Genomic DNA, 12561 nt, shown 5'->3' with positions numbered 1-12561 from the left:
TGGCTTTACCTTCTTTCGAACTGCCTGGTTCACGCACTCGCCCAGGAAGGAAAGGTGCATGCTAGAGGCAATTAGGTAGAGAAAAATCTATCTTGGGTTTCTTCGCGGCGCGATCAATGGTCAAGACCATCTCAAACGGCCCGCGCGATTTCGTTCGATTTCGAGCAGAATTCAAGAATTCGTCCCATACAGTCTTATCGGCGCCTCTGAGTGAAACCATGAAGGGCATTCCCGCCGACCATGACTTTTCGCCAGCGGAAATTTGAGTGGTACTGTGTAATACGAGCTGCAGAATCGTGAATGGTCGAACTTTGCCCGCCAGCGAGGCCCGGATAAGTGCATCATCCCAAGTGCCGCCTTGGTCGCAAAGAAAGCCGTCTAATGACGTGAGAAGTCCCATAGTGCCAATTTCGACTGCCTTTCGTCGAAAGACGCCGATATTATTCTGCGGGTGGACTATGCCTTCTAAGCGCTCAACTGTGGGGCCGCGCTGACTACCTAGTCGCAACCCCTTTGATGACAAAAAGATCTCGGTTGCGTTGTGTAGCTCTCCTTGAGCATCGAGTAAGCGCTCTTCTCTTTTGCGGTCTCGAGCCGCGATACGCTGTTCTTCTCGTAGTTGCTTTTCGTCAACCTTATGAAGCTCCTCATAGATCGGTGCGCCGGTTGCGCAGTTTCGGATAGCTGAAACGGCTTCCTCAACTGGCAGAGAAAAGAACTCCCGGTCGTTTGATCGTCGATAGGATGCAAGGTGGGCATGCACCACGCGTTCCAAATGCTGAAAATCTTTAAAAAGACCAAAGTATACGACTTCGAACGGGTCCGGAACGCCAGTTGTTCTGAGTTCGCTGGCGCGTTGGTTCGGGTCTTTTGCGCTTTGCCCGATCTTCAATACCCCGGGCATACTAGGGTTTTCGAGGATGTAAACGAATCCGAGAGACATGTGCCTAAACTCACTTGATTTTTTCTTTGTTCATGCACCATTGACTGCCACATCCACAAGTGGCGCCAGGTCCTGGTGACGCCGACGGCTGGGAGCGATATCTCTGAGCCGCGCCGGACGCTGAACCCAGCATTCGTCGAGGCGCTGATGGGCTGGCCCACCGGGTGGACCGCCTTCGAATTTGCGGCAACGGCGTGGTCCCACTGGTTGCCGCGCATGCGCTCAGAACTCTCGCGGCTCAATTGCTGGCCGATGGATGAGGTGGCGACATGAAGCAATCGCGCCTCATGTCGCTGGTCGAGTCCGTCGCCAACGTGGCGGATGGCTACGGCGTCGCGGTCATCACGCAGATCCTGATCTTCCCGATCTTCGGGCTGCACACGACGCTGGCGCAGAACTTGAAAATGGGGGCAATCTTCACCGTGGTGAGCATCGCCCGATCCTTCGCCCTGCGGCGGGTGTTCGAAGCGATCCGAATGCGAAGCGCCAAATGAGCAACCGCCGCCCCAGAGGGACGGCGGCCAGCAAATTGTTGGTGTCCGGTGCGTCAGGCGGCAGGGAGTTTGTACACGCGCCCCCATCCTCAATCTTCTCCGAGGTCACTTCGAGCCCGAGCTTTTTCTTGAGCGCCCCGGACATCGCGCCGCGCACGGTGTGTGACTGCCATCCAGTCGCGGCCATGATCTCCGCGATGGTCGCGCCGTCTGGCGCGCGCAACATGGCGATCAGCGTGGCCTGCTTGGTGCCCTCGCGCGGCGTGCGGGTCTTGGGGGCTGCGTTCTTGGTCGGTTTGGCTTCCGCGCTGTCGGGTTCAATGCCGATGGCGGCGAGCCCTGCATCGGTCGCGACCAGCGTGGCGCCGTGACCGTCTACGGTTTCGCGCCAGACCGGCTCGCCGTTGCGCATGTCTGTCTCGACCTCTTCGAGAAAGCCTTTTGCGAGCATCGCGCTGACAACTTTGGCGGCGGCCCCGCCGCGCAGGTTGTCAGGCAGTGGCAGGGCAATGCGGTCCTCGTTTTGGGCCGCGCGGGACAGGATGATTGTCTGGGTGTCGGAAAGCTTGGTCATGGGGTCGTCTCCGTGTTCGGACCGCGACCGTCGCGGTCTTCTACGACCCCAAGCCGCGCAACGGCGCGGCCGGAGTTCGGGGTGGTTTCCCGATGTCAGATCAAGGCGAGGTCCTTCAGGCAGGCGGCTGCATCAATCAGCTGATTGGTCGGCACCTCGATGGTGATCGTCATGCTGTCGGCGTAGGCGCGGACATAAACGCCGCCGTCGTCCATCAGGGCGCTTTCTATTTCGTCGAGGACGGTGGTGATGCGGCTGGGGTCGAAATGATCGGGCAGCTTGCGAATGGCAATGCGAATGGTGCTGGTTTCCATGGCCTTGGCTCCTGTCATTCCGCGTGCTCGCCTTCACTGAAAGCGCTGTCGGTGATGCGCTTCAGCAAGCTGACGTAGTGCTCAAGGGTGCCGACATGGCCCCAGTTGATCTCGTCGGGGTGGCAGTTGAAATGTTCATCGCTGAGGCTCTGGAGCCGGGCGAGCATCTCGTCGATCTCGGCCTTCTTGCCGATGAAGGCGTTCAGGGCTGCCTCCTTGTTGCGACGTGCCTTCTCGGCACGCAGCTGGTGGCGGGGCGTTGTCTGCGGGTTCAGGCGGGTCATCGTGGCGGCTCCGTGGTGAGTTGCATCGTTTCGTGAGACCACGTTCGCTCTGGCGGGGAGGCTTATCAACTACATAAGTGCAAGATTTTGAATGATAATCTGAGTGCGTCATGGAGGGTTTGAGCGAGCGCCAGTATGCTGCCCATGTCGGCCTGTCGCGCAGGGGAGTGGTTCTTTGCGCGCGGGCTGTCCGAGGCGCTGTCGATCACAAGGGGGCGGAGGATCGGTCCTGCGGATCGCGGTCCGGCCGCTTGATCAGCCCTCGCGCCGGTCGCCCCGGATGTCCTCCAGCGCGGCGTAGAAGGCGGGCAGCACGACCAGGATCAGGACTGTCGCTGCGATGAGGCCGAACACCACGGAAATCACAAGGGGCTTCAGCGTCTGGGCCTGCGTCGAGGATTCCAGCAGCAAGGGTGCCATGCCCATGATCGTCGTCGAGACCGAGACGAAGATGGGACGGAACCGCGATCGCACAGCTTCGCCTGCGGCCAGCGCTGCCGACAGTCCCTCGGCGCGGCGGGTGTTGATGACGCCGACCAGCAGGATCGCGTTGTTCACCACAATGCCCGCGAGCGACGCCGCGCCCACCAGAGACGGCATGGAGATGTTGTAGCCCATCAGGACATGACCCCAGATCACCCCGAGGAATGCCAGCGGGATGGTGATCATCACAATCAGCGGCTCGATATAGCTGCGGAACTGGAAACTGAGCACAAGGTAGATGCCCACCAGCCCGATCAGGAACCCGCGCAGGATGGAGGCGACGGTTTCCGCAGAATTGGCCGCTTGCCCGCCGATCTCGAAGGTCAGGCCGGGGGTGGCGGCAGCCAGATCAGGCAGGAAGCCCTCGAAAAGCCGTGCGGTAATCGCGTCGGCATTGCCGATCCGGCCGTCCACATCGGCCGAGACGGTCAGCGTGCGCAGACCGCTACGGCGCGTGATGGTGCCCCAGCCGCGGGCCTCCGTGATCGCGGCGATGCTGGAGAGAGGCACGGTGCCGCCCGCGGGCAGTGCGATCTCGAAGGCGGTCAGGTCGGCGCGGGTGGCGCGGTCCTCATCGGCCAGCCGCACCTCGATATCCCAGGCCAGATCGCCGCGCCGGATTTCGGCAAGCTGCGTGCCGAGGAAGGCCGCGCGAAGCTGGCCAGCCACATCCGTCGCGGTCAGCCCCAGGGCCTCGGCGCCGGGCGACAGGCTCAACCGCAGTTCCGGTGCGCCGGGGCGCAGGTCGAGGATCGCGTTGCGCACACCGGCATAGGTTTCAAGCTCCGCCAAAGTGGCGCGGCCCGCCCCTTCCAGCGTTGCGAGGTCAGGGTGGCTCAGGCGTAGCTCGACCGCGATGCCCTGCGGGCCGATCCCCGGCTCGGTCAGAATCAGCGAGGTGACGCCGGGCAGCGTCCCGATCTCCTCCCGCCAGAGCGTGACGATGTCGTCCAGCGTGCTGCTGCGCGTTTCGGCCCCCAGCAGGTCTACCGCGACGGTGGCGACATGGGCACCGCTCTCGCCAGCCGATAGATTACGGCCCAGCCGGGTGATGCGGCGGATCACCAGAGGTTGTGCCTCGGGCTGGTCTTGGGTGAGGCGGGCGTTGACCCGGTCCAGTGCCGCCTCGACCTGCGCGACCGCCTCGGTCGTGCGCGACAGCGGGGTGCCCGCGGGCAGCATCAGCCGCGCCTCGAGCACGTCGCCGTCGATTTCGGGCATCGCCTCACGCTTGACCACGCCGCTGCCCAAGGCGCCAACGGTCAAGATCAGCGCCCCGATCGCCAGCCCTGCGACCAGCCAGCGCGCCTTGATCGCGGTATCGGCCATTCGGCCCATGCCTTCGCGCAAGGAGCCGAACCCTGCATCAAAGCGGATCCGAAAGCGCGACGGCTTGGTTTCCTTCATCCCGCCCTTGAGGTGGTGCGGGAGGATAAGGAAGGCTTCGATCAATGACGCAAACAATGCGGCTAACAGGACAATCGGCAGAACTTCGAGGACGGCGCCCAGTTCGCCTGCAAGGAAGGCCAGGGGCAGGAACACGGCAAGCGTCGTGAGAAAGGATGAGATCACGCCTGGCGCCACGGCCGCGACCCCGGCAGCCACGGTCTCGACCGTAGCGCCTTTGCCGGCGTGTACCGCGATGGAATCCGCGATCACGATGGAATCATCCATCACGATCCCGATCGCCATCAGAAGCGCGACCAGCGTCATCATGTTCAGGCTGAGCCCGGTCAGCCCCATCCAGACAAACGCCCCGGCAAAGGCCACGGGCAGGCCCATCGCAGCCCAGAGTGCGAAACCGGGGCGGAAGAACAGACTCATCACGACGACGACCAGCACAAGCCCGATGACGCCGTTCTGTACCAGCATCACCAGCCGGTCGCGGATGATGGAGGTCACATCCTGCACCACTTCCACCGTGATCGCGCCCGGTAGGCGGGCGGTTTCCTCGGCCACCAACGCGGCGACCCCGTCGAGCACCCGCAGCGCGTCGGCATCGAGTGCCTTCGCCACATCGATCACGATGGCCGGGGTGCCATCGACAAAGGCGCGGTCCTGCTGCGGCTCGAAGCGTTCTTCGATCACCGCCACGTCGCCCAAGGTCAGCGTCGCGCCGTTCGGCAGCACAAGCACGGGGATTGTGGCCAGCGCCGTCACCGTGTCGCGTTCGGCGGTGAAACGCAGGGTCAGGTCCGCGCCCGACCCCTCCAGCGCGCCGGCGGGCAGGTCGATATTCTGCGCGGCGATGGCGGCGGCCAGCGTCGACGGTGTAAGCCCGTGGCTGTCGAGAACGGCGCGCTCCGCGATGATGGTGAGTGTCCGGGTGCCGAGGCCTCCGCGGGTGACGCCCGCGACACCTGGCAGGGCGGTCAGTCGGTCCGACAGCGCGTCGGCGTAAAGATCCAACTCGCCCAGCGGTAGATCGCCCGATATGGCGACCGAAGTGACCGGATCGGAGCGGTGCAATTCACGGACGACAGCCGGGTCGGCGCGGTCCGGGAAGGTGTCGATGGCCGAAACCTCGGTGCGCAAGGAATTGACGAAGCGCAGCGCGTCATTGCCGGGCGCCATGGTCGCAACGGCGCGCGCGCGGCCGGTCTGAGCGGAGCAGGTGAAGGTTTCCAGCCCCTCGACACCCTGCACGCCATCCCAGAGCGGCGCGCAGATGGCGGTTTCGACATCTTCGGCGGCAGCACCCCTATAGGTCACGGTGATCTCGGCCTCGACCGCGCGGAAATCGGGAAATGTCTCGCGCAAGAGACCGGGTGCTGCAAAGACGCCCGCTGCAAGGAACAACAGAAGCAGCAGGTTTCCCGCCGTCGGGTGGCCAGTGAACCAGCGGATCATTGCTGGACCTCGACCGGCGTTAGCGCCATGCCGGGGATGGCCGGAGCGATGTCGTCGATCACCACGCGGTCGCCGGGGGCGAGCCCATCGGTGATGATGACCGAGCCGTCTTGTGCAAAACCGGCGATGACGGGCCGCAACTCCAGCCTGTTATCGGCGCTTGCGATACGCACCATGCCCCCATGGAGTGCCGCTTCGGGGATTGCGATGAGGCCTGACATAGAAGCACCCGAAAAGGCAATCTGCACCTGCATGTTGGGCACCAGCGGCAGGCGCCGGGGCGGGTCCGCGCCTTCATAGGGGTCATCAACCCTGACGATGACCGGCACGGTGCGCGCACGTACATCCAGCGCGCCTTCGATCCGGACAACGCGGGCGGTCCAGATTTGGGTCGGGTCCGACAGCGGGCTGAGCGTCACCTCGATTTGCGTGGCTGGCAGGTCGCGCATCATGTCGGCAAGGGTGATGCCTTCAGGCGCATCTCCCAGCAGGCGGCGAAAGCTGTCGATTGGCAGATGGGCCACGGCTTCGGCCGCTGCGATCCCGTCGGCACGGATCACCACCTGACCGGGGCTGACGGTCTGAAACAGCTCCGCATTTACCTCGGTCACGCGCATGTCGAACGGCGTCGTCAGCGTTGTGCGGTCGAGCGCGCGGCGCGCACGGTCGATGGCGGCCTCGCTGCGCGCGACCTGTGCCGCTATCCGCGCCTCGCGGGATGGGATCAGGGCGAGGGTGTTCTCCAATTCCGCAACCGTGCGGCGGGCCAGAAGCGTGGCGCGCTCGGCCTCGTCGGAGCGTGATTGCGGGACGGTACCCTGTTGGGCCAGGGTCCGGATGCGCGTCAGATCAGCCTCGGCCAGTTCCAAGCGGGCACGTTCCAGATCAAGGATTCGGGCCGTATTGGCCGCCTCGGCGGCCAGTTGAGCACTCTCGGCGGCAAGTGCCGCAAGATCGGCCTGCGATTGCGCAAGCGCCAGTTCGTAATCGGCCGGGTCTATCTGCAACACCTCGGTTCCGGCCGGGATCAGGCGTCCGGCTTCCAGATCAGGATGGCGCCAGATCACCTCGCCCTGCACCTCGGCCACGGCGACCCAGGTGTCGGCCGCCCTTAGATTGCCCCAGGCGGCTGCGGTCGGGCGGATATCCTCCGCTGCGACCGTCGTCACCCGGACGGGCAGGCCGGGCGCGCGCCCTTCGATCTGCGCCGGACCAGGTGCGTTCGAGACCATCCAGATCGCAACCGCAGCACCAAGAGCAATGGGCGGAATGGCAAGAAGTGGGCCCAGACGCATGGGCTCAGTCCTGCGCACGGCGCATCCGCGCCAGCGTTCCGTCACGCAACACGAACTGATGGTAGAGCGCGCCGACCACATGCAGGGCGACTAAAGCCAGCAGGACAATCTTCAACACATTGTGCCCCTGCGCTGCGGCTTCGACCCCGCCGAACCACGCGACGGACCCGCTGAGCGGCATCAGGATCATCAGCGCGTAAAGGCCCACATGGGTAAGCTTGGCGAGAATGCCCTGGACTTTGCTGGCCTCGATCGCTGGGGGCACCCCGCGCCGCGCGCGCAGGGTCAACCGCCACAGCGCGAAGATCATCACCAGCGCGCCGCCCGCAACGTGGGCAAGGACCAGCGGGTCGAATCCTGCCTCCAGCCCATCCGTGATGCGGTCCCAGGCAGCCGACATCGCGTCCTTGAAGAGATATTGCTGCGCGATCAACGCGAAGACGAGCCAATGCAGCGCGATCTGCAGGCGGGAATAGCCGGTGGGGGCGTTTGTAGCGGGCATGGCGAGGATCCTTTCGGTCTGAGCGCGCGACTCGGGATGGAACTTGCGGTTGGCAACAGTATATGTTAGTGAGTTATAACTAACAAGAGGTGACGCATGTCAGGCCGTCAAAGTGCTGAAGAGAGAAAGGCGCAAATCGTGGCCGAGGTTCTGCGACTGGCCGATGAGATCGGACCCGACCGGCTGAGCACCACAGATGTTGCGCGTGCCATCGGCCTCAGTCAGCCTGCGATCTTCAGGCATTTCCCCACCAAGGGCGCGCTCTGGCTGGCGGTGGCCGAGGATATCGCTGACCGGTTGCAGAGTTACTGGGCTGTGGCCGAGGCGGGGGCCACCGGGCCGCACGCGCGCCTGAAAGCGCTGATCGGTGCGCAACTGACAGCCATTGCTGAAACGCCTGCCCTGCCGTCAATCCTGTTCTCGCGCGAGTTGCAGGTGGACAATCCAGCCCTGCGAGACGTGTTCCGGGGGCTTCTGGGCGCTTTTCAGGGCCGCCTTGTTGCCGTGATCCGTGATCTTCAGGCTGCGGGCGATCTGAAGCGCGACGTCAGCCCAGAGGATGTCGCCATCCTGCTGACCTCGCTGGTGCAAGGTGTCGCCATCCGCTGGACGCTCGGCGCCCGGGGCTTTGCGCTCGTGCCTGAGGGGTTGCGGCTGTTTGACGTGCAGACGGAACTTCTACGCGCTAAGGAGGGCGCTTGCGATGCCTAGAACCAGTCTGATGCTCCGCATAGCGGGCGGTGTTGCGATTGCCTTTGGCGTGCTGACCATTTTCTCTGGTGGCCGAACATTGCTCGGATCAGCTGACATGGGGGCAGTCGTACCCTTCGTGCTGTGGTTCAACACGCTGGCCGGGCTCGCCTATGTCGTCGCGGGTCTCGGCCTGTGGCAGGGGCGGCGATGGGCCTGGCCACTATCGTTCGTGATCTTCGCCGCAACGCTGCTGATTTTCGCAGCGTTCGGTTTGCATGTGGCGCAGGGTGGAGTTTTCGAGATGCGTACCGTGTACGCCATGGCCCTGCGCAGCGCGGTCTGGGGCTGGATTGCGTGGGCGGCGCGTCAGGCGTTTTCCGGTCGGTAAACGCAATCGGCCAGGGTGCTGCGGTTTAGATCGGCGACAAAGGCCGCCTCTGCATGAGCCAGCCGCGCTTTCAACCGGCATTGCGGCGTCAAGGTGCAGCTGTTGGTGCCGGCGGCGAAGCACTCCACCAGAGCCTGATCGGCTTCGAGAGCCGCCACCACATTGCCCAGGCGGATGTCCTCGGGCGCGCGTGCCAGCATGGCGCCACCCCCGCCGCCACGCCGGGTCTCCAGAAGACCTGCCGCGGCAAGCGCTGAGATCACCTTGGCCAGATGGTTGCGGGAGACGCGGAATTCATCGGCGAGTTCCGACGTGGTGAAGGCCCGGTCGGGTGCGCCCGCCATCCGCATCAGAACGCGCAGGCCGTAATCGGTGAAAGAGGTGAGGCGCAAGATCACGCTCCTGATTTGGTAGTTGAAGTGCGCATTCAAGGGTGGTATGCGCACCCTAAGTACCAATTCGCTGCGGCCCGCGCAAGGACCGCGCGACGCACGAGGGAAAGGACCCGCGATGAAAGACCTCCCCGAAGCGGATGTCCCGCAGGACACCGGCGCGCTGATCGACCATATCCTGACACGCTATCACGAGATGCACCGGGAGGATCTCGCCTCGCTCATGCCATTGGCCGACCGGGTCGAGCGGGTGCACGCGGACGATCCCGACGCGCCCACGGGGCTCGCCGCCGCCGTCCGGACGCTCGCCGGCGAGATGGAGGATCACATGATGAAGGAGGAGATGATTCTGTTTCCGGCCATGCGCGCGGGCGGCGGGCCGGGCATCGAGCACCCGATCGCGGTGATGCGGGCCGACCATGACGACCACGCCGAGAACATCGCGCTGATCCGGCGGCTCACCTGCGACTTGACGCCGCCTGAGCACGCCTGCGGCTCCTGGCGCTCGCTCTATGGCGGCCTGTCGGCGCTGTTCGACGACCTTGCTGCCCATATCGCGTTGGAGAATGACGTGCTGTTCCCGCGATTCGAGCAAGCTTGAGGCGAAGATGCGGCTTGCGGGAGTGACAGTCGAGGGACGCGGCGGGACGGATCGTCTTCTGCACGCGGTGGCTGACCGGCTAACGCGGGACGGCGTCCGGCTGGTGGGTGCGTTGCGCGCGGCCTCGCCCGATGCCGGATCGGGATCTTGCTACTGCGATCTCTGGCTTCTCCCCAACGGGCCGCGCTGGCGCATCACGCAGGATCTCGGACCCGGCGCCACCGCCTGCCGGATGGATGCGGGCGCCTTCGAGGAGGCCGTCGGGCTGGCGATGTCGCGGCTTCGGACCGGCTGGGCGGACCTCGTGATCCTCAACAAGTTCGGCCTGAGCGAGGCAGAGGGGCGCGGCTTCCGCGCGCTGATCGCCGAGGCGCTGGCCCGCGGCGTTCCTGTCCTGACAGGCCTCTCCGAAACCCACAGGGCCGCGTTCGACCGCTATGCCGATGGCATGGCGACGATTCTCGCACCGACCGAGGCTGCCGTCATGGACTGGTGCAACGCCGCTGTCGTAGCCGTGGCCGAGGAGGGCGCGGTGCCATGAAGGGACAGGGCAGCTATGCCTCACCGCCCTGCATGGCGGCCGAGGTCGACCCGACCTATTTCGATCCGCTGGGCACGGATGCGCAGCAGGCGCGCGATGTCGCGCGCTGGCGCCGGGCCGAGCGGATAAGACTGGCCGGCCTTAGGGAGGGGCTGGGCCAGACAGGACGGGCGCAGGCGAGTAATTCCATCTGCGGTCATCTCGAAACAGTCCTTGCCGCGCGCGGGACCCTCCGGGCGACTGTGCTTGCCGGCTACTGGCCGATCCGAGGAGAACCGGATCTGCGCCCGATCCTGTCCGATCTTCACGCGGCGGGCGTCTGTATCGCGCTGCCGGTGGTGGAGACCCCCGCAGCGCCGGTCGTGTTTCGACGATGGACGCCGGGCATGCGCATGCTGCGCGGTCATTGGCACATCCCCGTTCCGCCGCCCGAGGCGGAGGTTTTGGTGCCCGACATCGCGCTCGCGCCCTGCCTCGGCTGGGACGCGGGTTGTTATCGGCTCGGCTGGGGTGGCGGCTATTACGACCGGACACTGGCCGCGCTCTCGCCGCGGCCCGTCACCATCGGCATCGCGCTGGCGGCAGCCCGACTGACCACAATCTACCCGCAGCCCCATGACATTCCCCTCGACAGGATCGTGACCGAGACGGGCGTATCGGGGGAGCGAAAGGACCCATCATGATCACAACGAGCGAACCAACTGCCCGGTTGCGGCCCGGCGAAGGCGCGATCGCGCGGCTTGCCTGCCTTGTGCTGCAACCGGTCCTGACGCGCGTTGTCCGTCGGGTCGCGGCGCGGCACCCGTCGCTCTTCGCGCGGCTCGGTCCGCACCAGGCGACCGATTTCCTGATCGATCCCGTGGAGCTGCCCTTTGCGCTGCATCTGCGCCCCGACCCGCAGGCGCTGGTCTTCCGCGCCGTGCCGCGCGATGCGACGCCACAGGCCGGGGCCACGATCCGCGGGCGGTTCCTGCTGCTTCTGGAACTGATCGACGCCGAGCAGGATGGCGACGCGGCCTTCTTCTCGCGCGATCTGGAGGTGAGCGGGGACACCGAGGCCGTCGTGCGACTTCGGAACGCGCTCGACGACATGGACGGCTCGCTGGCCGAAGAGACGTCGGCGATGTTCGGGCCAGCCGGACGGGCGGTTCTCGCACGTTTGCGGCGGGCCTATCCGGATGCCACCAAACCGCAGGAATACGCATGAGCCTTGCCGAACTGATCTGCCCCGCGGGCACTCCCGCCGCACTGCGCACCGCCGTCGACGCGGGCGCCGATGCCGTTTATTGCGGCTTCCAGGATGCGACCAATGCGCGGAACTTTCCGGGGCTGAACTTCACCCCCGATGAACTGGCCGAGGCGGTGACCTATGCCCATACGCGCGGCACCAAGGTGCTCCTGGCGCTGAACACCTATCCGCCCGCGGGCAAGGTGGATCTCTGGCGGCAGGCGGCGGACACCGGCGCGCGGCTGGGCGTGGATGCGTTCATCGTCGCCGACATGGGCGTTGCCGACTACATCGCCCGGACGTATCCGGGCATCAGGCTGCACCTGTCGGTGCAGGCCGCGGCCTCATCGCCCGAGGCGATCCGCTACTATTGCGAGAATTTCGGCATAAAGCGCGTGGTCCTGCCGCGCATCCTGACAATTCCCGAGATCCGCGAGATCCGCCGCGAAATTCCCTGCGAGATCGAGACCTTTATCTTCGGCAATCACGGGCTGATGGTCGAGGGGCGCTGCAGCCTGACCAACTACTTGACGGGTCAATCCACGAACATGGACGGCGTGTGCTCGCCTGCCTCAGATGTGGAATATGTGCGCGACGCCGACGGGTCGATGTCCTCGCAGCTGGCGGGTTTCACCATCGACCGTTTCGGGCCCGAGGAAAAGGCCGGCTATCCCACCATCTGCAAGGGCCGCTACACCGCGCCCCATCGCCCCGAGGGCTACTACGCCTTCGAGGAACCCGTCAGCCTGAATCTGTCGCGGCTCCTGCCAGAATTGATCGAGGCGGGCGTACATGCCTTCAAGATCGAAGGGCGTCAGCGGTCGAAGAGCTATGTCCGCGGCGTTGTGCGCGCGTTCCGCGCAGCGGTAGACGACATCAAGGCGGGACGCGACGCAAACATCGCCGACCTGATCGCCCTGACCGAGGGGCAGAAACAGACCCAGGGCGCCTTCGAGACAAAGAAATGGCGGTGAAGACC

At 65.0% G+C, this 12561-nt stretch carries 16 protein-coding genes; 8 read left to right on the top strand and 8 right to left on the bottom strand.

The window, feature by feature from the left end; genetic code table 11:
* Window positions 1-61: 61 nt before the first annotated feature.
* Entirely contained in the window at window positions 62-943 is an 882-nt protein-coding gene (locus PXK07_RS09745) for a GIY-YIG nuclease family protein (RefSeq protein ID WP_274848040.1), read from the bottom strand.
* 269 nt (window positions 944-1212) lie between these two features.
* Between PXK07_RS09745 and PXK07_RS09740 the strand changes: the two genes are divergently transcribed.
* On the top strand, window positions 1213-1437 hold the full coding sequence (locus PXK07_RS09740; RefSeq protein WP_274848039.1) for a DUF7220 family protein: 225 nt from the start codon (window positions 1213-1215) through the stop codon (window positions 1435-1437).
* Here the strand turns inward: PXK07_RS09740 and PXK07_RS09735 are convergent.
* The 6 genes from PXK07_RS09735 to PXK07_RS09710 form a co-directional block, all read right to left on the bottom strand.
* Entirely contained in the window at window positions 1361-2011 is a 651-nt protein-coding gene (locus PXK07_RS09735; protein ID WP_342455867.1) for a DUF3489 domain-containing protein, read from the bottom strand. The two genes, PXK07_RS09740 and PXK07_RS09735, sit on opposite strands and share 77 nt — an antisense overlap.
* 95 nt (window positions 2012-2106) lie before the next feature.
* Entirely contained in the window at window positions 2107-2325 is a 219-nt protein-coding gene (locus PXK07_RS09730) for a hypothetical protein (protein ID WP_274848038.1), read from the bottom strand.
* Window positions 2326-2339: 14 nt separating this feature from the next.
* Window positions 2340-2609 carry a hypothetical protein gene (locus PXK07_RS09725; RefSeq protein WP_274848037.1) on the bottom strand — a complete coding sequence of 90 codons (270 nt, stop codon included), beginning with the start codon at window positions 2607-2609 and terminating at the stop codon, window positions 2340-2342.
* 255 nt (window positions 2610-2864) lie between these two features.
* On the bottom strand, window positions 2865-5942 hold the full coding sequence (locus PXK07_RS09720; protein WP_274848036.1) for an efflux RND transporter permease subunit: 3078 nt from the start codon (window positions 5940-5942) through the stop codon (window positions 2865-2867).
* The gene (locus PXK07_RS09715; RefSeq protein ID WP_274848035.1) at window positions 5939-7237 is read right to left on the bottom strand and encodes an efflux RND transporter periplasmic adaptor subunit; all 1299 of its coding nucleotides are present in this window, start codon (window positions 7235-7237) and stop codon (window positions 5939-5941) included. Before PXK07_RS09715 ends, PXK07_RS09720 begins: the two co-directional genes overlap by 4 nt.
* Before the next feature lie 4 nt (window positions 7238-7241).
* Window positions 7242-7739: a cytochrome b gene (locus tag PXK07_RS09710; protein WP_274848034.1), complete on the bottom strand. Its 498-nt coding sequence runs from the start codon at window positions 7737-7739 to the stop codon at window positions 7242-7244.
* 96 nt (window positions 7740-7835) lie between these two features.
* Here PXK07_RS09710 and PXK07_RS09705 point away from each other — a divergent pair, with 96 nt between their 5' ends.
* Complete coding sequence (locus tag PXK07_RS09705) at window positions 7836-8450, top strand: TetR/AcrR family transcriptional regulator (protein WP_274848033.1); 615 nt, start codon at window positions 7836-7838, stop codon at window positions 8448-8450.
* Window positions 8451-8460: 10 nt separating this feature from the next.
* Window positions 8461-8820: a hypothetical protein gene (locus PXK07_RS09700; RefSeq protein WP_274848032.1), complete on the top strand. Its 360-nt coding sequence runs from the start codon at window positions 8461-8463 to the stop codon at window positions 8818-8820.
* Here the strand turns inward: PXK07_RS09700 and PXK07_RS09695 are convergent.
* The gene (locus tag PXK07_RS09695; RefSeq protein WP_274848031.1) at window positions 8799-9212 is read right to left on the bottom strand and encodes an RrF2 family transcriptional regulator; all 414 of its coding nucleotides are present in this window, start codon (window positions 9210-9212) and stop codon (window positions 8799-8801) included. The two genes, PXK07_RS09700 and PXK07_RS09695, sit on opposite strands and share 22 nt — an antisense overlap.
* Before the next feature lie 118 nt (window positions 9213-9330).
* Between PXK07_RS09695 and PXK07_RS09690 the strand changes: the two genes are divergently transcribed.
* The 5 genes from PXK07_RS09690 to ubiU are packed head-to-tail and all read left to right on the top strand — an operon-like array spanning window position 9331 to window position 12556.
* Window positions 9331-9813, top strand: a complete 483-nt coding sequence (locus PXK07_RS09690; protein WP_274848030.1) for a hemerythrin domain-containing protein — start codon at window positions 9331-9333, stop codon at window positions 9811-9813.
* Window positions 9814-9820: 7 nt separating this feature from the next.
* Window positions 9821-10354: a DUF2478 domain-containing protein gene (locus PXK07_RS09685; RefSeq protein WP_274848029.1), complete on the top strand. Its 534-nt coding sequence runs from the start codon at window positions 9821-9823 to the stop codon at window positions 10352-10354.
* Window positions 10351-11037 (top strand): 5-formyltetrahydrofolate cyclo-ligase, encoded by a 687-nt coding sequence (locus PXK07_RS09680; RefSeq protein WP_274848028.1) that lies wholly within the window; start codon window positions 10351-10353, stop codon window positions 11035-11037. Before PXK07_RS09685 ends, PXK07_RS09680 begins: the two co-directional genes overlap by 4 nt.
* The gene (gene ubiT, locus PXK07_RS09675; RefSeq protein ID WP_274848027.1) at window positions 11034-11561 is read left to right on the top strand and encodes a ubiquinone anaerobic biosynthesis accessory factor UbiT; all 528 of its coding nucleotides are present in this window, start codon (window positions 11034-11036) and stop codon (window positions 11559-11561) included. The genes PXK07_RS09680 and ubiT overlap by 4 nt, the downstream gene beginning before the upstream one ends.
* A complete protein-coding gene (gene ubiU / locus PXK07_RS09670) occupies window positions 11558-12556 on the top strand; it encodes a ubiquinone anaerobic biosynthesis protein UbiU (protein ID WP_274848026.1) in 999 nt (332 codons plus the stop codon). The genes ubiT and ubiU overlap by 4 nt, the downstream gene beginning before the upstream one ends.
* Window positions 12557-12561 lie beyond the last annotated feature (5 nt).

This window comes from Phaeobacter sp. QD34_24, from assembly GCF_028890115.1.
GTDB lineage: Bacteria > Pseudomonadota > Alphaproteobacteria > Rhodobacterales > Rhodobacteraceae > Phycobacter.
This window is presented reverse-complemented; position numbering and strand designations above follow the sequence as displayed.

What these genes read in the sequence shown, in the direction of transcription:
- PXK07_RS09700 (WP_274848032.1), top strand. Translation starts at nt 8,461, where the DNA reads ATGCTCCGCATAGCGGGCGGTGTTGCGATTGCCTTTGGCGTGCTGACC.
- PXK07_RS09720 (WP_274848036.1), bottom strand. Translation starts at nt 5,942, where the DNA reads ATGATCCGCTGGTTCACTGGCCACCCGACGGCGGGAAACCTGCTGCTT.
- PXK07_RS09690 (WP_274848030.1), top strand. Translation starts at nt 9,331, where the DNA reads ATGAAAGACCTCCCCGAAGCGGATGTCCCGCAGGACACCGGCGCGCTG.
- PXK07_RS09745 (WP_274848040.1), bottom strand. Translation starts at nt 943, where the DNA reads ATGTCTCTCGGATTCGTTTACATCCTCGAAAACCCTAGTATGCCCGGG.
- PXK07_RS09685 (WP_274848029.1), top strand. Translation starts at nt 9,821, where the DNA reads ATGCGGCTTGCGGGAGTGACAGTCGAGGGACGCGGCGGGACGGATCGT.
- PXK07_RS09680 (WP_274848028.1), top strand. Translation starts at nt 10,351, where the DNA reads ATGAAGGGACAGGGCAGCTATGCCTCACCGCCCTGCATGGCGGCCGAG.
- PXK07_RS09715 (WP_274848035.1), bottom strand. Translation starts at nt 7,237, where the DNA reads ATGCGTCTGGGCCCACTTCTTGCCATTCCGCCCATTGCTCTTGGTGCT.
- PXK07_RS09710 (WP_274848034.1), bottom strand. Translation starts at nt 7,739, where the DNA reads ATGCCCGCTACAAACGCCCCCACCGGCTATTCCCGCCTGCAGATCGCG.
- PXK07_RS09725 (WP_274848037.1), bottom strand. Translation starts at nt 2,609, where the DNA reads ATGACCCGCCTGAACCCGCAGACAACGCCCCGCCACCAGCTGCGTGCC.
- PXK07_RS09705 (WP_274848033.1), top strand. Translation starts at nt 7,836, where the DNA reads ATGTCAGGCCGTCAAAGTGCTGAAGAGAGAAAGGCGCAAATCGTGGCC.
- ubiU (WP_274848026.1), top strand. Translation starts at nt 11,558, where the DNA reads ATGAGCCTTGCCGAACTGATCTGCCCCGCGGGCACTCCCGCCGCACTG.
- PXK07_RS09740 (WP_274848039.1), top strand. Translation starts at nt 1,213, where the DNA reads ATGAAGCAATCGCGCCTCATGTCGCTGGTCGAGTCCGTCGCCAACGTG.
- PXK07_RS09730 (WP_274848038.1), bottom strand. Translation starts at nt 2,325, where the DNA reads ATGGAAACCAGCACCATTCGCATTGCCATTCGCAAGCTGCCCGATCAT.
- PXK07_RS09735 (WP_342455867.1), bottom strand. Translation starts at nt 2,011, where the DNA reads ATGACCAAGCTTTCCGACACCCAGACAATCATCCTGTCCCGCGCGGCC.
- ubiT (WP_274848027.1), top strand. Translation starts at nt 11,034, where the DNA reads ATGATCACAACGAGCGAACCAACTGCCCGGTTGCGGCCCGGCGAAGGC.